At 47.5% G+C, this 20,638-nt stretch carries 14 protein-coding genes; 9 read left to right on the forward strand and 5 right to left on the reverse strand.

Annotated features, from left to right (window positions below; translation table 11 throughout):
- Positions 1 to 6: 6 nt before the first annotated feature.
- The 5 genes from ACYVF1_RS17975 to ACYVF1_RS17995 all read left to right on the forward strand — a co-directional run bounded on the left by ACYVF1_RS17975 (position 7) and on the right by ACYVF1_RS17995 (position 9,356).
- Positions 7 to 2,397, forward strand: a complete 2,391-nt coding sequence (locus ACYVF1_RS17975; protein ID WP_461081309.1) for an ABC transporter permease — start codon at positions 7 to 9, stop codon at positions 2,395 to 2,397.
- A gap of 137 nt (positions 2,398 to 2,534) precedes the next feature.
- Complete coding sequence (locus ACYVF1_RS17980) at positions 2,535 to 3,641, forward strand: DUF2911 domain-containing protein (RefSeq protein WP_461081311.1); 1,107 nt, start codon at positions 2,535 to 2,537, stop codon at positions 3,639 to 3,641.
- A gap of 49 nt (positions 3,642 to 3,690) precedes the next feature.
- On the forward strand, positions 3,691 to 6,117 hold the full coding sequence (locus ACYVF1_RS17985; protein WP_461081313.1) for an ABC transporter permease: 2,427 nt from the start codon (positions 3,691 to 3,693) through the stop codon (positions 6,115 to 6,117).
- Positions 6,118 to 6,135: 18 nt separating this feature from the next.
- On the forward strand, positions 6,136 to 8,571 hold the full coding sequence (locus ACYVF1_RS17990) for an ABC transporter permease (protein ID WP_461081315.1): 2,436 nt from the start codon (positions 6,136 to 6,138) through the stop codon (positions 8,569 to 8,571).
- Between the two features lie 203 nt (positions 8,572 to 8,774).
- The gene (locus tag ACYVF1_RS17995; RefSeq protein ID WP_461081317.1) at positions 8,775 to 9,356 is read left to right on the forward strand and encodes a hypothetical protein; all 582 of its coding nucleotides are present in this window, start codon (positions 8,775 to 8,777) and stop codon (positions 9,354 to 9,356) included.
- A 324-nt stretch (positions 9,357 to 9,680) separates the two neighbouring features.
- On the opposite strand, the gene ACYVF1_RS18000 is transcribed toward ACYVF1_RS17995, so the two are convergent.
- From ACYVF1_RS18000 to ACYVF1_RS18015, 4 genes are all read right to left on the reverse strand, one after another.
- Complete coding sequence (locus ACYVF1_RS18000) at positions 9,681 to 10,232, reverse strand: DNA-3-methyladenine glycosylase I (RefSeq protein WP_461081319.1); 552 nt, start codon at positions 10,230 to 10,232, stop codon at positions 9,681 to 9,683.
- A gap of 119 nt (positions 10,233 to 10,351) precedes the next feature.
- On the reverse strand, positions 10,352 to 11,650 hold the full coding sequence (locus ACYVF1_RS18005; RefSeq protein ID WP_461081321.1) for an RNA polymerase sigma factor: 1,299 nt from the start codon (positions 11,648 to 11,650) through the stop codon (positions 10,352 to 10,354).
- A gap of 30 nt (positions 11,651 to 11,680) precedes the next feature.
- Positions 11,681 to 12,028 (reverse strand): YciI family protein, encoded by a 348-nt coding sequence (locus ACYVF1_RS18010; protein WP_461081323.1) that lies wholly within the window; start codon positions 12,026 to 12,028, stop codon positions 11,681 to 11,683.
- Positions 12,029 to 12,085: 57 nt separating this feature from the next.
- The gene (locus tag ACYVF1_RS18015) at positions 12,086 to 12,538 is read right to left on the reverse strand and encodes a carboxymuconolactone decarboxylase family protein (protein WP_461081325.1); all 453 of its coding nucleotides are present in this window, start codon (positions 12,536 to 12,538) and stop codon (positions 12,086 to 12,088) included.
- 248 nt (positions 12,539 to 12,786) lie between these two features.
- On the opposite strand from ACYVF1_RS18015, the gene ACYVF1_RS18020 reads away from it, so the two are divergent.
- The 3 genes from ACYVF1_RS18020 (at position 12,787) to ACYVF1_RS18030 (ending at position 18,534) form a co-directional block, all read left to right on the forward strand.
- On the forward strand, positions 12,787 to 15,207 hold the full coding sequence (locus ACYVF1_RS18020) for an ABC transporter permease (RefSeq protein WP_461081327.1): 2,421 nt from the start codon (positions 12,787 to 12,789) through the stop codon (positions 15,205 to 15,207).
- Between the two features lie 184 nt (positions 15,208 to 15,391).
- Complete coding sequence (locus ACYVF1_RS18025) at positions 15,392 to 17,815, forward strand: ABC transporter permease (RefSeq protein ID WP_461081329.1); 2,424 nt, start codon at positions 15,392 to 15,394, stop codon at positions 17,813 to 17,815.
- Positions 17,816 to 17,994: 179 nt separating this feature from the next.
- Positions 17,995 to 18,534: a hypothetical protein gene (locus ACYVF1_RS18030; RefSeq protein ID WP_461081331.1), complete on the forward strand. Its 540-nt coding sequence runs from the start codon at positions 17,995 to 17,997 to the stop codon at positions 18,532 to 18,534.
- A gap of 1 nt (position 18,535) precedes the next feature.
- Here the strand turns inward: ACYVF1_RS18030 and ACYVF1_RS18035 are convergent, their stop codons facing one another.
- Positions 18,536 to 19,708: a hypothetical protein gene (locus ACYVF1_RS18035; protein WP_461081333.1), complete on the reverse strand. Its 1,173-nt coding sequence runs from the start codon at positions 19,706 to 19,708 to the stop codon at positions 18,536 to 18,538.
- Between the two features lie 126 nt (positions 19,709 to 19,834).
- Here ACYVF1_RS18035 and ACYVF1_RS18040 point away from each other — a divergent pair, with 126 nt between their 5' ends.
- Entirely contained in the window at positions 19,835 to 20,551 is a 717-nt protein-coding gene (locus ACYVF1_RS18040; protein ID WP_461081335.1) for a DUF5020 family protein, read from the forward strand.
- Positions 20,552 to 20,638 lie beyond the last annotated feature (87 nt).

The following is a 20,638-nucleotide window of genomic DNA, read 5'->3' on the forward strand; positions in this document are numbered from 1 at the left end:
TTTCCTATGCTCACAAACTACCTCAAAATCGCCTGGCGCGGCCTTCTGAAAAACCGCCTGTTTACGTTTCTGAACCTGATTGGGTTAGCAACCGGACTAGCGGTTGCTTTGCTATTGATGCTGTACGTAAAAGATGAACTTCAGTTCGATACGTACCACGCCAATGCCGAACGTATCTATCGGGTTGGTGTGACTGCTACGTTCGACGGGAAAAGTATGAAGTGGGCGAACGCACCAAATGCAGTAGGCCCAGCGCTCAAATCTGATGTGCCCAACGTAGCGCAGCAGGTACGTTTACTTCGACACAATTTTGGGCAAACCGCTTTTGTCAACTCCCGCGATCGGAAGTTTGCGGAAAAGAATGTTTACTGGGCCGATAGCAGTCTGTTCGACGTATTCGATATTACGCTGCTCAAAGGAAATCCGAAAACAGCGCTCAATGGCCCGAAAAAAGTAGTGCTGAGCCAGACCACAGCGAACCGGTATTTCGGTTCAGAAAACCCGGTCGGTCAGGTTCTCTACGTTGATAACAGGGATACACTCGAAGTGACAGGTGTGTACGTAAATTTTCCGGGTACGTCGACACTCGATGCCGATCTGATTGGTTCGTTCAGCACCGTTCGCTGGGCCAAAAACCTAAGTTGGAGCAACGCCAGTTTTGAAACCTACGTACTGCTTAGCCCTCCGGCCAAAGCTGCTTCAGTTGAGAAACAAATGGCTGATGTTCTCAACAAGAACGTACCAAAGAAAGAGCAGTGGTTTTCGCTTTGGTTACAACCATTGAAAGATATTCACCTGCATTCGGCCGATATCACCAACGCCAGCACCAGCCGCATTGGTGATTTCCGACAGGTAAAAATTCTGCTCGTTCTGGCAATAGTTATTCTGCTGATTGCCTGCATCAACTACATGAATCTGGCGACAGCCAAGGCGCAGATTCGTTTCCGGGAAGTGGGCGTTATCAAAACGGTTGGTGCATCGATGCGGCATCTGGTCAGTCGGTTTTATCTGGAAACCGGGCTGATGGTGAGCCTTGCCGTTCTATTAGCCATTAGTATTGTAATCGCAAGTCTCCCGCTCTTTAATCAACTAACGGGCAAGCAACTGCCTTTTTCGGCGCTACTACTGCCCGAAGTAATGGTTGGCTTACTGGCCATTGGTCTGCTGATTACGCTCATTGCAGGCTCGTATCCAGCGTTTTACCTTTCGTCGTTCTCGCCCAAATACCTGCTGAGTACTACGTTCCGCAACCAGTCAGGCGCCGGTTTGTTCCGACGGTCGCTGGTAGTGATTCAGTTTTCGGCTTCAGTGATATTGATCGTCTGTACAGCCATTTTCTATCAGCAATTGCAATTCATTCAGGCCCAGAAACTGGGTTACGAGCCAACGCAGGTACTGGCCGTGATGACCGCAGCTGCTAAGGATAAAACCCAGATTGACGCCCTCATGAACGATTACAGAAGTCTCAGTAACGTAGAAGAGGTTTGTCGGGCGCAAGCTTTTCCGGGCGATGGAGGCAGTGGGCGAACACTTTCCAAAACCGACAATTCTACCGGTGGTATGGCGATCAAGACAAACCACGTTGGGAAAGAATTTGTCGACGTATTGGGATTGCGTCTGCTGGCGGGCAAAACGCTCCCGGCCAGCAAAGATGAGAAAGACACAACCGTGCAGGTCGTTCTGAATAAAACGGCTGTTGCGTATTTGGGCTATACACCCCAAAAAGCCATCGGCCAGAAAGCGCACAACCTGTTTGGCTGGGACCGCGCCGAGATCATTGGTGTTGTCGACGATTTTCACTTCGAATCGCTTCACACGCCTATTGGCGCCTACGCTTTCCACAACGCCGATACGGAAGGGCGCCCTTATTTACTCGTCAAAACCAGAACGGCACATCTACCCGAAACTATGCGCCAGCTGGAACGTATCTTCCAAAAAGACATGCCCGATTCGGCGTTTGAGTTTACGTTTCTGGATGATTTCCTGAATACACTTTATCGGTCCGAGCAACGTACTGCCCAGGTCGTCCTGGTCTTTTCGGCGTTGGCCATTCTAATTGCCTGTTTGGGTCTGTTTGGGCTGGCGGCATTCACGGCCGAGCAACGTACCAAAGAGATCGGCGTGCGGAAAGTTCTTGGGGCGTCAGTTGGCAGTATCGTTACGTTGCTTTCGAAAGATTTTCTGAAACTGGTCGTCGTTGCCATACTGATTGCCAGCCCCATTGCCTGGTGGGCTATGAACCAATGGCTAGCCGATTTTGCCTATAAAATTACCATTCAATGGTGGATCTTTCTGGTAGCCGGCCTGGTGGCAGTTATTGTTGCCTTGCTGACCGTAAGCTTCCAAAGTGTCAAAGCCGCGTTGACAAATCCGGTAAAAAGTTTAAGCAGTGAATAGTCTGAACCGCACCGGCAGCCCGGCGGGATGTTCAGGATTATAAAAATTTATACGATTTCTTATGCTACGAGCAGTAGCGCAAAAAACAAAATCCTGTAAATCTTTCTCATAAATCCTGGTTCAGAAACCCTTACCCTATGCGTTACGTGCTATTTGTTTTCTTGTTAGCCAATTCAATAGCTGTTCATGCGCAGCTCACTACGCCCCCTATTGGCGGAAATAAAAAAGCTTCGGTTTCTGAGCAAATTGGCCTGACGACGGTAACCATTCACTACGACCGGCCCGGTGTGAAGGGGCGTGAAGGAAAAATCTGGGGGACGCCCATTGCGCATTATGGTTTTCAGGATTTGGGGTATGGTCCGGGGCAGCCAGCTCCTTGGCGGGCGGGCGCAAATGAAACGACAAACATTACGTTCTCTAACGACGTACGTGTTGAAGGAAAGCCGTTAGCGGCTGGTACGTATGGCCTTTTTATGAACCTGGGCGACCAGGAAACTACAGTTATTTTCTCCAAGATCGTCGTTTCCTGGGGTAGCTTTTATTACGATCCGGCGATGGATGTGCTATGTGTCACAGTGAAAAATCAACCGCTCGACAAATCGGTTGAACTGCTAACTTATTCTTTTGTCAATCAGACCGATAGTTCGGCGAACGTAGCGTTAAGTTGGGAAAAACGTATGATTCCATTTCGTGTGAGCGTCGATTTAGTAGGCCAGCAAATGGCGTCGTTCCGTCGTGAGTTATTGTCGAAGCCGGGTTTTACGTGGCCATCATTGGTTCAGGCTGCTACGTATTGTCTGGAAACCAGTCATGATCTCAAACAGGGACTCATCTGGGCCGATCAGGCCATCAACGCCCGCTACGTTGGTCAGAAAAATTTCCAGACACTCAGCACCAAAGCGGCTTTGCTAACTGCCCTTAATAAATCTGACGAAGCCAAAGTGCTCATGGCCGAAGCCATGCCGTTGGGAAACATGAACGAATTGCACCAGTACGGCCGCAATTTGCTGGCCCAAAAGCAAAATCAGGAAGCCTACGTAGTGTTTAAAGCCAACTATGACAAAAATCCAAATCAGTTTACGACGAACCTGGGCATGGGTCGGGGGCTCATAGCTATAGGAAAACCAAAAGATGCCCTGCCTTATTTGCAGGCTGCTCTACCACAGGCACCCAATCCACTGAATAAGAGCAATGTAGAAGCGATGATAAAATCTATTTCAGAAGGCAAGCCGATTATTAATTAACTATTTGTAGGGACAGACATGCCCTGTCTCTATGTTAATCCTCAATCTTATGCTAATCAACTATCTCAAAATCGCCTGGCGGACGCTTCGGAAACAGAAAGGATTCACCTTTATCAATATTTTCGGCTTAGCGACCGGCCTGTCCTGCTGCATGCTCATCATGCTCTACGTACTGGATGAGCTCAGCTTTGATCGCTACAACGAGAAAGCCGACCGAATTTATCGGGTGCAGTCCGACATTAAGTTTGGGGGTAACGATATGCATTTCGCGGTTTCGCCTGATCCGATCGGCCCGACGTTGAAGAAAGATTATCCTCAAGTCGAGCAGTTTACACGCCTTCACCAGCAGGGAACATGGTCGGTAAAGCGAACGGGCGAATCGACTAATCTTCGCGAAGACAACATTACGTTTGCCGATTCAACCCTGTTTGACGTCTTTACGTTACCGCTCCTATCCGGCGACCCTAAGCGGGCGTTGGCCGAACCCAATTCGGTAGTTATTAGTGAATCGGCGGCTAAACGACACTTTGGCAATCAGAATCCAATGGGTAAAACGCTGGTATTCAATAATAATCAGACATACAAGGTTACAGGGCTGATGCGCGACATACCTAAGAATGCGCACTTTCAGAGCAATTTCTTCCTGAGTATGCTGAACGACGATTATACCTGGGGACAGTGGCTCAGCAATAATCACCACACGTATATTTTGTTCAAACCTGGTACGGATGTTCAGGCATTTGCCAAAAATTTAAATACCGTCATTGACAAGTACGTTGGCCCGCAGGCGCTGCAATTCATTGGCTCAAGCATGGATCAGTTTCGCAAGGCAGGAAATAGTATTGCTTATTGGCTCATTCCGCTGACAGATATACACTTATATTCCAAACAACAGGTAGAACTGGCTCCGAACGGCGATATTCAGTACGTCTATATTTTCTCGGCGGTGGCACTGTTTATTCTACTGATTGCCTGTATTAACTTCATGAATCTGGCGACGGCTCGCTCGGCGAATCGGGCGAAAGAAGTGGGCGTTCGGAAAGTAATGGGTTCGGAACGGCAGCAACTGATCGGGCAATTTATGACAGAATCTGTATTGACCACCGTACTGGCCATGTTTCTGGCGGTGTTCATTGTTGGAATTGCCTTGCCTGCCTTCAATACGATTGCTGCTAAAGATCTAATGCTTAGCCAATTAGTATCACCCTACTATATACCCATTTTGATTTCATTACCAATTGTCGTGGGTTTGCTGGCCGGCAGTTACCCTGCCCTCTTTCTGTCGTCGTTCCAGCCAATTAAAGTACTCAAAGGCCGAATTAACGTAAGTTTTCGTAGTGTCGGGCTTCGTAGCGGATTGGTCGTGTTTCAGTTTGCGATGTCGGTAATCCTTATCGTCGGAACCATCATCGTTTACCGGCAGATTACGTACATTCAAAGCAAAAATCTGGGTTTCAACCGCGATCAGATGCTCAATATTTATGGGGTATATACTATTGGTAATCAGGCCGAAACTTTCCGCCAGGAAGTTTTGCGACTACCAGGTGTCGTAAGCGGTAGTATTTCGGGGTATTTACCAACGCCGTCGAACCGTAGTGATAATGCGTTCTTTTCTGAAGGGCAGTCAGATATGAACAAAGGCGTTAATATGCAGAGCTGGGCGGTCGATCATAACTACGTTAAAACCATGGGAATGAAGGTTGTTAAAGGCCGCGATTTCTCGAAGGAATTCGGCTCAGACTCAGCGGGTATTATTCTGAATGAAGCAGCCGTGAAGGTATTTGGTTTCAAGGACCCGATTGGCAAGCGCATCTGGCGTTTCAACGATGCCCAGATGAAAGTCCGTAAAACCTTCACTGTGGTTGGTGTTGTTAAAAACTTCCATTACGAATCACTACGTCGCGACATAGGTGCTTTATCAATGGTTCTTGAACCCAATTCCGGAGCTGCTACGTTCCGGCTGAGTAGCAGCGATTTACCTGCATTGATCAAACAAATTGAAGCGAAATGGCGGCAGATTGCACCGGGGCAGGCCTTTAGTTATCAATTCATGGACGACAGTTTCGACGAAATGTACCGGGCCGAACAACGAATCGGCAGCATTGCGCTGACCTTCGCCGTATTGGCAATTCTGATTGCCTGCCTTGGTTTGTTTGGCTTAGCCGCGTTTATGGCCGAACAACGTACCAAAGAAATAGGCATCCGCAAAGTGCTGGGCGCATCGGTTCCCAATCTGATTGGATTGCTTTCGAAAGATTTTCTGAAATTGGTGCTGATTGCCATTGTTATTGCCTCGCCTATAGCCTGGTACATGATGAATAAATGGCTCGCTGATTTTGCCTATAAAATTGACATCGAGTGGTGGATGTTCGCTCTGGCGGGTATAGTAGCAATCGGCATCGCCCTGCTAACCGTTAGTTTCCAGAGCATCAAAGCCGCCCTGATGAACCCCATAAAATCACTACGTAGCGAATAGTCTGCCCCCCCTACCCCTATGCTCACAAACTACGTCAAAATCGCCTGGCGAACAATACGTCAGCAACGGCTGTATAGTCTGCTCAATATCACCGGCCTTGCGCTAGGAATGGCAACTTGCGCGTTGCTGATTCAGTACGTTCGATTTGAACAGAGTTACGATCAGATTGCGGTTGATCGTGACGTAGCGGGCGACAAACCCATTTATCGGGTAGAAAGTCTGTTTTATGGAGCGGGGCACAAAACCGAGCATTGGGCGACGAGCACAAATGGCTATGCAACAGCCATGAAAGCGAATTTTCCGGAGGTGGAAAGCTTTACCCGAATTTTCTGGCGCAACTCAGAACGGGTGGTACGTTACGAAAATCAGAAGTTTCGCGAACCGCACGTTTGCCTGGTCGATTCCAATTTCTTTACGTTTTTCGATTATCCCGTCCGGGCAGGCGATCGCAAAACGTTTCTGAACCAACCAAATACAGTTGTTTTATCAGAATCGTCAGCGAAAAAATATTTTGGTTCGCAGAACCCGTTAGGGAAAACGCTCGAAATCAGTACACTGGCAAAAACGCAGACGTATCAGGTAACGGGTGTTTTTGCTGATCTGCCCGTCAACTCGACCATGCAGTTCGACATGCTGATTTCGGGAAAAACCGCTACGTCCAAATTCTGGAATTTCTGGTATCAGCACGCGAGTTATACGTTCGTCCAGCTCAAACCGCATACCGATCCCAGCCGCGTAGAAACCAAATTTCCGGCCCTTGCCGAGCAGTACAAAACCGAGCAGGCGATGAAAGATGTTACGTGGGGAATCAAACTCATCCCGCTACATGACCTGCATCTCAACCCGGCCACACCCAACGAAATTGAAGTAAAAGGCAACCGAACGGTGGTGCGGTTTCTGTCGATCATCGCGCTGGTTATCCTGCTGATTAGCTGGGTTAATTACAGCAATCTTACTACGGCTCGGATACTTTACCGGGCGAAAGAAGCAGGCGTTCGGCGTATGATTGGCTCATCGAGCCGGATGTTATTGATGCAATTTGTAATTGAATCATTCCTGTTGCATACACTTGCTTTAGTGGTAGCCGTACCGCTACTTCTGCTGGCTACACAAGTACTTCCCGATTCGCTGCATCTGCAGTCGGCGCAGATTGTCTGGACCGATCCGGTTATGCTGCTCGGAATGATCGCATTATGGGTCGTCGGTATTTTGGTAACGGGTCTGTACCCCGCTTTTTCGCTGCTTCGTATTTCGCCCGTTTCGGTGCTGAAAGGACGATTCCTGTTTTCGGGATCGGAACGAACGGTACGTCAGGGTTTGGTGGTGGTTCAGTTTGCAATTTCCGTTATTCTGATTGTCAGTACGTTGGTGGTCTACCGGCAAACGGCTTACATGATGAATCAGCGGCCGGGCGTTTTGACCGATCAGACTGTTGTCATTAAAGCGCCTGTCAATATGCCTGATCACGCCGAGCGGGTCGAGCTTTTCAAAAAGCAGGTTAAGTCGCTGGCAAACGTATCGAACGTAACGGGTTCGGGAGCGATTCCCGGTAAGGAAGTCAGGCAGTTTCTGGCAAATCGTCGGTTTGAAGCCCGGGATGCCGATAACCGGCTTTTCGAAATGCTAACCGTCGATTTTGATTTCATGCCGACCTACGGTCTTCAACTGCTGGCTGGACGTGGTTTTGATAAAAATCGTCCATCCGATTCTACAGCCCTGGTTCTTAACGAGTCGGCGGTGAAGCAGTTTGGCTTTACGTCGCCCGAGCAGGCGATTGGGCAGAAAATCGCGTTGGAAACCACCCCCGACCGAGCGAATGAAATTATCGGTGTCATAAAAGATTACCACCAACGCTCACTCCATCAGTCGTTTACGCCGATCATTCTGTTTATGGACCCAAAGTTCGGCTGGATTCCGACAGAGTATTATTCCATTAAATTTCGTACGGATGACCCGCAAAAACTGCTGGATCAGGTAGCCACTCGCTGGGAAAACATTTTCCCGGAATCGTCGCTGGATTATTTCTTTCTGGATGAATTTTACGGCAAACAATACCAGTCCGATAAGCAGTATGGCTTGTTGTTCACCATTTTCGCTATCCTCGCCATTTTCATCGCCTGTCTGGGTCTGTTCGGTTTAGCAACGTTCAGTGCACAGCAACGTACTAAAGAAATTGGTGTACGTAAAGTATTGGGAGCCAGTGTTGCCGGTATCGTTACGTTGCTTTCCAGAGATTTCCTGAAACTAGTGCTGATTGCCATCGTCGTTGCCTCACCATTGGCCTGGTATGCCATGAATAACTGGCTCGCTGACTTCGCTTATAAAATTGACATTGAGTGGTGGGTATTCGCTCTGGCGGGACTTCTGGCGGTTGGTATTGCCTTGGTAACGATTAGTTTTCAGAGCATCCGTGCTGCGCTGATGAATCCAGTGAAGTCGCTACGTAGCGAATAGTCTGCTCAATATCCCGGTCCTCGCTGAGCAGCGTAAAATCGAATAGGCGATGAAAGACGTTAAGAAGAGATTATAAAACAGAACTGAAACGGAAAGCCAGTGTCAATTCCAGTATTTTTGGTTTTTAGGAGAGCCAACTTTTGATTCATGTTCTAATCAAAATACTGACTCTCAATAACTTGCCTTAAATCATAAAGGAATTCATGAGCTCTACGTTTACCAAGCCCTTCTATGCATCTTTAGTAGCACTTGCTATGCTTGCCTCGTGCAGTCGCCCTGTCGCTTATTTTCAGCGTGGCCCTGTTACGTCCTCTGCTACAGCCAGCGTGCAACCCAACACGCTGATTACGCAGCACGTTATCGAACCGGCTCAGACAGAGGCAACCGCGAACATAACCGCATACCACTCAGAAGCTAATGTTCAGAAGGACAGCAAACTCGCGACCAGTACAGCTCTGAACAAGCGTATGATCCGGATTGGGAAAATGCTGGCCGCGTCAGCTGCAACATCAGGTTCTTCCATAACCGTAGCCCCGCACAAAATGAATGGTTTGGAGCGGCTGATACTCAAGAAGCTGAACCGGCAGCTCGGCAAACAACTGGCCCCTAGTCATCCCCAAAAAGCGATGGTTGCTAAAGGAAAGCTGGCTGGCAGTATTGTGTTGTTGATTGCAGGCTTACTTATGCTCATTCTAGGCACGGGTACGCTTGCATTTATTGGACTGATTGTGAGTCTGGTAGGCGCCGTAGGAACTATCGTTAGCTTGTTTGGAACAGACTCTTAACCTAGTGAACTTTATCTAATAACTCTGACCTTTACAGAGCCTAATTTTACGACCGAATCGATCCATAAACATTCCGTATTTTACTGGAATACGGCCCTGGAAATTCTGAAAAAATTGCTGGTAAAATCCCGCACGTCATGGAAGTATAAGCCAATTTGTTGGTCGAAAAACTAAAGAAGATAAGCGGCAAACAAGCGATCATTCATTTCGATTACCTCCCGCAGGAAGACCACGCCACCATAACCCACCAAGCCGTTTTTAATGCATTCCGAGAGTTATATCCCGAAAAAAAGGAAACTAAAGAATGAAATATTCATTGATTAATCAATTCGCTGTCAGCCACTTTGGCTGAGATTCCAGCACAGAATGATAAACTGAGCAATCTTCTGTATGAGCGCCGGGCAAGTAGCCGATGCTCATTAAAAACTCGTTGACGATTTCACCGCCTGTAAAGCGAAACGTCTTTTTGAACAGTTTTACCCATTCTGCTTTTGTTTTCGGGTGATGAATGTCAAGCCATGCGGCAAATGAACCATACTCCCGCTGTAATCGCTGGAGAACCTTTGCATTTTCAATGGCTGCATTGATCTTCAGACGGTTGCGAATAATTCCCGAATCAGCCATCAATCGTTCGCGGTCGGCGTCGGTATAGGCAGCCACCTTAGTCAGATCAAAATTGTCGTATGCTTTTCGGAACGTAACTTCCTTTTTCAGAATGGTTTCCCAGCTAAGGCCAGCCTGATTGATTTCCAGCACCAGTCTGCAAAACAACTCATTATCATCGTGGATAGGAAATCCGTAGAGGTGATCGTGGTACGCTTTGTGCAGAGCTTTACGCTCTTCAGACATCGTTTCGATGGCGCGGCAGTAGGACATAAATTGAGTTCGTTTTCAGGTTAAAATTAAGGCATATTTTTAACCTAAGTTATCCGCAGAGATAAAGCGAAGCATTTAATGAGCTTTATGAATAACTGAATAAGCTTCTCCCAAACCGCTTACTGATGATCCTCCAGAGCCGGTGCTGATGTCGGTTTAAGAGCTTCGATCAGTCGATCAATATTCTTGGCAAGCGTTGTTTTAACAGCGGGCGATTTTGTGAGAGTTAAAGCTGTTTCAAAGGACTGTATAGCTTTTGCATTATCGACATCTGTGTAGAGATAGCCTAACAACGAATAATAGTACTGATTATCCGTCAGTTTCAGTTTTTCAGCTTCCCGAATGGCTTCCTCTTTTCCATTGGCTTTGGCCAGTGCAAACGTTCGGTTCAAGGCGGCCAGTGGCGAGTATTCCAGAATGAGCAAGTGATTATATAACTGTAAGATACTTTCCCACTTTTGGGGTGAATCTTCCTTGTGCGTGTGCCAATAGGCTATTCCGGCTTCCAGATGATACTTCGATAGTTGATTTCCCGTAGAAGCTTGATTTAAATAGTACGTTCCCTGCTCGATTAATTCCTGATTCCAGCGGGTTTCGTCCTGATCCTGGTATAGAATAATTTCACCCTGCTCATCGGTTCGGGCGTCAAAACGGGACGCGTGAAAACTCATCAGGGCAAACAGCGCGTTCACAGAAGGCTTATTGGTGATTTCGTTTTCGATCAGCAAGTACGCCAATCGCATGGCTTCAGCACATAAATCTTTACGTAGTGGAAAGTTCTGAGACGTAGAGAAATAGCCCTCAGAAAACAGTAGATACAACGTAGTAAGCACCGTTTCCAGGCGATCATTAACTTCCAATAGAGTGGGCTGTTCAATTTTAATACGTGCTTCTTTCAGCGCTGATTTCGCGCGATTTATCCGTTTATAGATTACCTCTTTATTCGTCAAAAAGGCGTCGGCGATTTCCTGAATGCCGAAGCCACAAAGCAGATTCAGCGCCAGAGCGATTTGCGACTCACCCGAAATAGACGGATTACAAACGGTAAAAATCATCGCCAATTGGCTGTCAGCAATGTTTTTCGAGGACAGGTCAATCTCGATTTCTTCGCCTTTGGACGTATTGCTTTTGATTTCGACCGACAGTTTCTGCTCAAAAAGCGCATTCCGTTTCAGGTAATTTTTCGTCTTATTCTTGGCAACTGTGTATAACCATCCGGTCGTATTATCGGGTATTCCATGTAAACTCCACAGTTCAGTAGCCGCCAGAAACGTATCACTGGCAATGTCTTCGGCAATCTCAATATGCTCAATACCAAACAGATAACAGAGTACCGAAACCAGTTTTCGATACTCCGTTCTGAATAAATTAGGTATTAGTTCATGGCTCTCCATAAAATCGAAAAACGGCCTTTGCATGTAAACAAAGGCCGTTTCATTGAGTGACTGTTAGGGGTTTGGTATAGCCATGCGTACTTCAACAACCGCTCCCCACTTTATAACCGGACAGCCTTTGGCAATTTCGACGGCTTCGTCATAATCAGCGGCCCGAATCAGCAACATGCCCCCCACTGACTCCTTAATTTCGGCGTATGGTCCATTAGTCACTGTGTTATTTTGTTTCACAACCCGACCGTTCAAATCCCAACGTTTGGGCGGATTAACCAGCTTATTTTGAGCCGCAATGCCGCCAACCCAATCCTGAAATGGCTTGATGGAAGCCTGCATTTGTTCGGGCGAAGGGCTAGCATCTTTGCTAATCAGATCTCGGTGAATAATTATCAAAAATTCGTTCATGATACGTTTTGTTGGCTGGAATTTAGTGATAAATCAATTTCATTGGCTTAGGGAATCTTAGTGATATTGCCCCACCTGATACGTACCGGGCGTGTTCTGAAAAACGTGGTTCAGGCGATTCCAGGTGTTAATTGTCGTAATTGCCAGCGTCAGATCGATTAATTCCTCGCCCGAAAATTGGGCTTTCGCCTGTGCGTAAGTTTCATCGGGTACGTGGCTGGCTGTGACAGCTTCCGCCAGTGCGAAGGCCGCTCGTTCCCGATCAGTATAATACGGTGATTCGCGCCAGGCACTCAGGCCGTACAGCCGCTGTTCGGTTTCGCCCTTCGCACGAGCATCTTTGTAGTGCATGTCCAGACAAAAGGCACACCGATTGATCTGCGAAACTCGAAAATTAATTAGATCCAGTAGTCCTGCTTCAACCGGCGATTTCTTGAGATAGCCACCAATGCCAAAAAGTACTTTCAGTGCATTTTGTCCTTTTTCCTGAAGATTCAGTCGTTGTTCCATTTAATTGATTTTTTGATTTTTCAACCCATTGACAATCGAACAGTACCGAATTGGACAAACTATCAAAAACATTTTTTTTTATAGAGGGCCTGGAGGCAAAGGCAGGGAGTAGACGTAGCATAATTTCTTATGCCCTTCCCCCATGCCCTTTACGCCTTAACATCTTTTAACGTATTAAAAATCAACTCATAGGGGAAACGTAAATACCTTCACGGCGACAAACGAACGTATCGCTAAACGACCACCCTATGCTTCGAAACTACGTTAAAATCGCCATTCGAAATCTGTTACGTCGAAAATTTTACGCCCTCGTTACGTTGTTCGGGCTTACGGTTGGCATTACGTTTCTACTGCTCATTGGCAACTACATTCAGGGCGAACTGGCCGTCAATAAAACGCTACGCCACGCCAACCGGCAGTATCTGGTTCAAAGCCGGTGGAAGGAGGAAACGATGGGGATGGACATCACTACGTTAGGACTTATTGGCCCCACGCTCAAGCAGTTGTATCCAAATCTGGTGGCTAATTATTACCGGTTTTATGGCGTTACGGCTATTGTTTCAATTGGCGAAAAACATTTTCGGGAAGGGATTGAAATAGGGGATTCTACAGTATTGTCGATGTTTGGATTTCCATTGCTGTACGGCGACCCTAAAACGGCGATGCTGGCCCCCAACTCTGCCGTCATTACGTCGGAATTGGCGCAGAAATTTTTCGGAAGAACCGACGTACTGCGTCAGCAATTAGCGGTGCAGACGCCCCTCGGCGGTAAGCAATTGTTTACGGTAACTGGCGTATTGGCTAATCTACCCAAAAATAGCGTAACGGATCTGTTGCCCAATCGCGATCATATTTTCATTCCGATGCGCGATGTCGGCTATTTTGCACCGCTTACCAGTGTTAATTCATGGCAAAATCAGTACATTCCCAACTACCTTGAACTCCAGCCGGGTGTCACTGCCGATCAACTCACCAAGCCGCTTGAGCAACTGCTTGCTACGTATGCACCTCCCAGTTTTAAGGAAAATTTACATCTCGACCTAAGTCCGTTGACAACGTACTATTTGAAAGCACAGAATGGGTTGGTCGAAAAAATGGTGTTGACGCTAACACTCATCGGCCTGTTCATTCTGCTCATGGCAGTCGTGAATTTTGTCAACATTACCATTGGTATGTCGGCAACACGGCTGCGCGAAATTGGTGTCAGAAAGGTGCTGGGTGGACTCAAAAAGCAACTTATTGGCCAGTTTCTGGCCGAAAGTCTGTTGCTATCGGCGGTTGCTACGTTGCTGGCATTGGGATTCCACGAACTGTTTCGACCACTTTTCGCCAACGTACTGGAACGTCCGATTCCGTCACTCATTACGTGGTCGCCGGTTGCTTATTTCGGGTTGCTGGGATTGATTTTAGGCATCGGCTTACTGGCGGGCGGCTATCCGGCATTTGTGCTGTCAAGATTGCCTTCGGTTGAGTCGTTGAGAGGCAAACTAACGGCATCGGTGCAAAAGGGAACTGGCTTCCGTCGGGCACTGATTGTGTTTCAGTTTACGGTTGCGGTTCTCGTATTTATTGGGGCTATGGTCATTAGCCGGCAGGTTTCTTATTTCTTCAACAAAGATTTAGGTTACCAAAAAAGTCAGATCATGACGGTTGCTTCGGTCCCGCGCGATTGGTCGCCGGCGGGGGTGCTACGTATGGAAGGATTTAGAAATCAACTAACACGCATTCCTGGTGTAAGCGACGTCAGTTTTTCGTTCGTCATTCCGGATGGGAAAGCCAGTGGCACTGGCCGCCTGTTCCAGCAAGGCCGCGACAGCACCGATGCCGCCGTAGCGACAGTAATGACCACCGATGAGCACTTCGCCCAAACGTACGGACTGCAACTTCGGGAGGGACATTTCTTTCACGCTGATGGTGGTGGATATGATTCGACTCAAGTAGTTCTGAATGAATCGGCGGCTAAGGCATTAGGCTGGAACGATCCTGCCAAAGCAATCGGGCAACTCGTTCGTCTTCAGGGTAGTGGGCAAGCCAACCGGGTCGGCGGTGTACTAAAAGATTTTCATTTTGGTTCACTGCACGAATCCATCAATCCGCTCATTTTCTTTCATGTCCGGACGAATCCTATTTATCGCTACGTTACGTTTAAGCTGGCACCTTCACGTAATCTTCCCGAAACGGTAACGGCTATCGGCAAAGAATGGGCGCGGATTTTTCCGGATGCACCGTTCGAGTATTCGTTCATGGATGATACGCTCCAGAAATTGTATCAAACTGAAATTCAGCTTCAAAAGGCGGCAAGGCTGGCTACGGTTTTAGCCCTGGTAATTGTATTACTGGGCGTGCTGGGCTTAGTCTCACTGAACGTAACGCGCCGTACTAAAGAGATTGGCATTCGTAAAACACTGGGAGCTTCGACGGCCGGCATTGTCAACCTGTTCCTGAAAGAATTCGTGATAATTCTGCTCATTGCCAACGTCATTGCCGGCCCGCTGGCGTATTACCTGTTGCAAAACTGGCTGAGCCATTTCGCCTATCGAACAACGCTTTCGTGGGTGCCGTTTGCAGCAGTTGCGTTGGTTCTGGCTTTACTGACGGGCTTCGTTGTGAGTACACAGGCCATACGTGCCGCGCTGGCGAATCCAATTAAAAGCCTGAACCGGGATTAATTCTGAACCGCACGGGCGGCCCCGCGGGATTTTAAAGATTGAAAGGATTGATACGATTTTGTTGACGTAGCGAGAAGTAGTGCAAACGGTAAAATCTTGATAATCTTTTTAATCCTTTAAATCCCTGAATCTGCTCAATCCCGCGGGGCCGTCCGTGCGGTTCAGAAACAATCTACCAAACACCATGCTACGTTCGTACCTCAAATCAGCCTTCCGAAACCTCCGTTCGCAGCGGATTTACACACTTCTTAACCTCACAGGGCTGACCGTCGGAATGGCCGGAGGGCTGCTCATTTTTCTGTTTATCCGTTACCACCTCAGCACTGATCGACATCACACCAAATTCGACCATATTTTCCGGGTTGTTCTGGATTTACATCTCGATGATGGGACGGTGGAGAATGATCCTGGAGCGCCACTGCCGATGGCAAAAGCATTACGTAACGACTACCCACAAGTTGAACAGGCTGCTTATCTGAAAATGAACCGTGAGCTAACTGTTGAAACCGGTACATCAATGCGGCCACACGTAGCGTCTTCCAGGACAAATCAGGTAGTGCGGTTTCTGGAACACAAAAGCACTGCTTTGGCAGAGCCTGAGTTATTTGACATTTTTGATTACGAATGGCTTCGGGGTAATTCCAAAACAGCCCTTCGCGAGCCAGCCTGCGTTGTGCTCACCGAATCGTGGGCAAAGAAGTATTTTGGCAACATCGACCCGATGGGTCAGACGCTTCAACTAAACCATGTCGTTCGGGCAAAAGTGACGGGTGTGCTGGCCGATCCTCCTAAAACGACCGATACTGATATCAATCTTTTCATTTCCATCGCTACCCTGTCCCAACTTGATCCTTCGTACGAACAGAATGACTGGAGCAATATCAACAGCACTGATCGACTGTTCGTTACGCTCAAAAATCCGCAGTCAGTTGCCAGTATGGAATCGGCTATGCCTGACCTTAGAAAGAAACATTTTGGCGAGATGGCCAAATACTATCAGTTTCATTTTCAACCGTTAGCCGATGTTCATTTCGACGTAAAACGGGTTGCTGGTGGTGCCATTCGACCTTCCTTGCTTTGGTCACTGGGGTTGGTTGGGCTCTTTTTGGTGCTGACGGCCTGTATCAATTTCGTCAATCTGGCGACGGCCCAGGCGATACGTCGGAGTAAGGAAGTGGGTATCCGTAAAACGCTGGGCAGCAGTCGTGGACAGTTGGTTCGGCAGTTTTTGCTCGAAACATCCCTCATTGTTCTTACCGCATCCAGTCTTTCCTTTCTGCTGGCCATCGTTACGTTACCGCTGCTCAATACGTGGTTGTCTACCTTTCTCCTGCTACGTCTGGACGTAGTGACGCTTTCCTTTATTGCCTTGCTCAACGTAGTAGTGATTGTGCTGGCGGGCGTTTATCCGGCAGTTGTCTTGTCCGGTTTTAGTCCGTGGGCGGCTTTGACGGGGAAACTTTCGATGAGTCGCCGGGATAGTTTTTCGCTACGTCATTCGCTGATTGTGGTGCAGTTTGTGGTTTGTCAGGCACTGATTGTCGGCGCGTTAGTTGTAGCGTCGCAGGTACGTTATCTGCGCGAAGCTGATTTGGGGTTTAACAAAGACAATGTCATTGTGGTGAATCTGCCGACGTCGCAGAAGAGCCAACGCGACGCGCTCAAAAACGAACTGATGCAGTATCCCGACATTAAATCGGTGAGTGCAAGTCAACGACCGCCCTCGAATCAGTCTCTGTACAGTGGTTCGGTAAAAGTAGAAGGCCATGGCGACTGGGAAAAATACTCGCTTCGGGAACGTATCGGTGATGTAGATTATGTGCAAACCTATGGTTTACAAATCATTGCCGGACGTAACATTGTTCCCAGCGATACCATTCGGGAGTACCTGATCAACGAAACATTTTTGAAAAAACTAAACCTCCATGACCCAAAACAGGCCATCGGGCTGAAAATTCAGTACTATTTATCACCGGTTCTATTACCAATTGTTGGCGTCGTGAAAGATTTTCACCAACGTTCGCTACACGAAGAAATTGGACCCTGTTTCATCGCAAGTTATTCACCGTCGTTTAAACAGGCGGGCATACGGATATCGGGGAAAAACCCAGCCCAAACGCTTCAATACATCCGGCAAGTCTGGCAGAAACTCTACCCAAACGACGTATTTAACTATACGTACCTGGACGATCAACTGGCGCAATTCTACGAAAATGAAAATCTGCTATTCCGGCTGGTTAATACGTTTACGGGGATCGCCATTCTGATTTGCTGTCTTGGTCTGTATGGACTTGTATCGTTTATTGTTGCTCAACGCACCAAAGAAATCGGCATTCGGAAGGTACTCGGCGCTTCCGTTGCCAGCATCGTTACGTTACTTTCGAAAGATTTCCTAAAGCTGGTACTGATTGCCATCCTTCTCGCCAGTCCCCTCGCCTGGTATTTCATGAATCAATGGCTTCAGGATTTTGCGTATCGCATCAGTATACCCTGGTGGGTGTTTGCCATAGCAAGCCTACTGGCAATTAGTATCGCGTTGTTTACGGTTAGTTATCAAAGTGTTAAAGCGGCATTGGCGAACCCTGTGAGAAGCCTGAACCGGGATTAATTGTTTGAACCAGGATTTAACGGATTTAGGGATTTTCTGGATTTTGTCTTCTGATCGGACCGCCGACGCAGCCAGGATTTTAACAGGATTAAAAAGATTTACATGATTATTTATGTGGAAGAGAATAGATCAGAAAACAAAATCCAGTAAATCCTTTAATCAGCTCAATCCCGGTTCAGATGCTCGTTTCCGTGCCTGATATTCTCATCGAAGGAACCAGTCTTATTATTCCCAACTACCCCTTCAAGCCGTCCATCGCCTGTCGGCAAGATCGGTTTATTGCATCGGATCTAATCAACATCGACGTATCGGCGGCCCCACCAGCCCTACGAGTGAATAATGAGCTGGTTTTTATTTCAGCAAAACATAAAGATGACCTGGTTCTGTTTGCCCAGGAAAATCAGATTCCTGTTGTTAAACGGGATGATATCTGGGACGCTTTGCTGGAGCCTTTCCTCGATACTGAATATACTGACGAAACACATCAGCGCATTGTAGCTCGGCTCGCTACGTATGGATTGACAGAAGAAACCATTACGTCGATTCGGGCCGAAGTGGGGAAGCAAATGTATGCCTATAATTTTGGTACGATGCTCTGGGAATGGGTGCACCTGGGGGCGTTCGACGTATTGTGCGCCATGCGGGCAACGTACCATGCAGATCTGTTCGCCGACTTTTACCGAAGCGTTATGGACATTGCTTTATTGCCTGATAAATAACTCATTCACAGCGTTGCCCATCCAAACGGAAATATTTGACCATTACCGGCATTACTGCCGTTGAATCGACATAGCCCTTCAGCGCGAACAGGCCAATATATTTGGGGTTCATGTTGAATGTATACGTAGTGACTTCCTTAAATGAGAAATTATCGACAGGACTGACAGAATATAAAACCCTGAATTTTTGCCCCTGCTTCTCGATTCTGAATGCTACGTTTTTCAGATTAGTCACGGCGATACGTTGGTCGTTGGTGTTACCAATCCGAAACAAAGGCTGATGGATGAATTCTTCCAGATTTCGGTCACCTTTTCCATAGGATGCTGTCGCCTGAATCAGAATTTCGGCAGGCTGTTTCAGACCACCGAAAAAGTTGTTGTAAGAGAGCGACAGCCGAATGCTTTTCCCGGTGAACAGAGTGTCTTCCAACAACAGAAGTCCCGCCTGCTGCCAATTACCGGCCGGAACAAAATCAGTAAAATGCACCTCCGTTCGGAAGCAATTGGATTGAACGGAACGTAGCAGTAAATTCTGCACACGGGCAGTCTCGCCCGTTTTTGGCCAATTGTCGCCCTGAAGCGTGAATAAAGTCAGCAGGCCGGCGTTCTGTCCCCGCTTTTCCCAGTATACCGCATTTTTATCGTTCAGAAACCAGCCGTTACGTGCCAAGGAGGCATCGTCGATAGCTCGAAAATTTTCCTGAATTTGCTCCCGATTATCCTGATGCAAAAACAGATAGCCAAATACAGCTCCAATGACGACCAAAGCTGCTACGTACCAGAATGTCTCATTTTTTGTGGTCCGGAACGTAGTACGCTCAGACTTTGGGGCAGCAAGATGCTGGTCGCGATAGCGAAACCAATACGAAAAATGTTCGCCGGTCTTTTTTCGGTCAGCTTCCGACGTAGCAGGGGCGTCGAATACGTAACGCGCTAACGTATCGAGCGTAGCAATTGACGGATTTTCCTGCTTACCAAGCGTTGGATTGAGAACGTACGTAGCATAATTTTTAACGCTTCGCCAGCCGATAACGAGGCCGGTTTTTTCTTCAATTTCGTTGCTCAGATGTTTACTTTCCGGCTCCGACAATGGGCTGTTCAGCGGGTGGCCGAAACATTTCATCACCACCGCATTCAACAGTTCGGAAAACACTCGCCGATCAAACTCGTCCATAGAAAAAAGGGTTACCCACTGCTTAACGCCAATTAGACGCCGGAATTGACATTTCCGTAACGTTTCCGCTCAAATTCCGTCCGATTTGTGCTCACCGACGAAGCTTTACCGAAAAATTCGTCGGTCATGAAAACCATTTTTTTGTTCTTTCTCTGCCTTTCTTTCGTAACTATTCAAGCTCAGCAACTTCAGTTTCATTACGATTTCAGGCATTCGATTGACCCTGGTCTGAACCGCAGAAATTTCGCGTCGCTGTCGTATGAGTATTTCAAAAGCAACGATTCGACGGGATCATTTCTGCTTAAAATGCAAACCGACTTCTCGGGCGAAAATAACAATGTTGGGCAGCTTTTTTTACAGGTATCGAAGAATATACGATTCTGGAAACCAAAGGTATATCTGGCCTTAACCTATACGGGTGGGCTGGGCGTTGCGCCACCTTCTTATGGCTATTACCTGACCAATACGTTTGGTGCTGGCGTGGCGTATCCGTTTCAATGGCGGGGAGCCTGGTTCAGCACCAGTCTGGTTTATCGTTACAATGCTTTTCCGAAACCCAGCTACGATCCACAGCTTACGTTCTACTTCGGGAGGGGATTTTTCAATTACCGAATTATGATTGCGGGTAGTCTGGTCGCGTGGAGCGAAAACCGAAATCAGGGAAATGAATTCACGAAAGACCTGAACGGAAAGAAAATAGCCTTTTTCGGCGATCCGCAATGTTGGGTAAAAGTAGCGAAAACGGTTTCTATTGGAACGCGGGTTAACCTGTTTTTCCATACATTAACCAATGCGAATGAGGTGCAGGTTTATCCTACGCTGGCGCTAAAAAATCAGTTTTAAACGTAGAGACCGGTCCGCCGTTGTGGAGGTTTGCCTTGTCTCATGGCCGGATGGTTTGCTGTCCGTAACCGTCCGAATTGCGTCCGT

It is taken from the genome of Spirosoma flavus (genome assembly GCF_054778555.1).

Bases quoted from the DNA above. Each gene is read 5' to 3' on its own strand.
- ACYVF1_RS18040 (WP_461081335.1), top strand. From the start codon at position 19,835: ATGAAAACCATTTTTTTGTTCTTTCTCTGCCTTTCTTTCGTAACTATT.
- ACYVF1_RS18000 (WP_461081319.1), bottom strand. From the start codon at position 10,232: ATGTCCTACTGCCGCGCCATCGAAACGATGTCTGAAGAGCGTAAAGCT.
- ACYVF1_RS17995 (WP_461081317.1), top strand. From the start codon at position 8,775: ATGAGCTCTACGTTTACCAAGCCCTTCTATGCATCTTTAGTAGCACTT.
- ACYVF1_RS18025 (WP_461081329.1), top strand. From the start codon at position 15,392: ATGCTACGTTCGTACCTCAAATCAGCCTTCCGAAACCTCCGTTCGCAG.
- ACYVF1_RS18005 (WP_461081321.1), bottom strand. From the start codon at position 11,650: ATGCAAAGGCCGTTTTTCGATTTTATGGAGAGCCATGAACTAATACCT.
- ACYVF1_RS18015 (WP_461081325.1), bottom strand. From the start codon at position 12,538: ATGGAACAACGACTGAATCTTCAGGAAAAAGGACAAAATGCACTGAAA.
- ACYVF1_RS17985 (WP_461081313.1), top strand. From the start codon at position 3,691: ATGCTAATCAACTATCTCAAAATCGCCTGGCGGACGCTTCGGAAACAG.
- ACYVF1_RS18035 (WP_461081333.1), bottom strand. From the start codon at position 19,708: ATGGACGAGTTTGATCGGCGAGTGTTTTCCGAACTGTTGAATGCGGTG.
- ACYVF1_RS17975 (WP_461081309.1), top strand. From the start codon at position 7: ATGCTCACAAACTACCTCAAAATCGCCTGGCGCGGCCTTCTGAAAAAC.
- ACYVF1_RS18020 (WP_461081327.1), top strand. From the start codon at position 12,787: ATGCTTCGAAACTACGTTAAAATCGCCATTCGAAATCTGTTACGTCGA.
- ACYVF1_RS18030 (WP_461081331.1), top strand. From the start codon at position 17,995: ATGCTCGTTTCCGTGCCTGATATTCTCATCGAAGGAACCAGTCTTATT.
- ACYVF1_RS17990 (WP_461081315.1), top strand. From the start codon at position 6,136: ATGCTCACAAACTACGTCAAAATCGCCTGGCGAACAATACGTCAGCAA.
- ACYVF1_RS18010 (WP_461081323.1), bottom strand. From the start codon at position 12,028: ATGAACGAATTTTTGATAATTATTCACCGAGATCTGATTAGCAAAGAT.
- ACYVF1_RS17980 (WP_461081311.1), top strand. From the start codon at position 2,535: ATGCGTTACGTGCTATTTGTTTTCTTGTTAGCCAATTCAATAGCTGTT.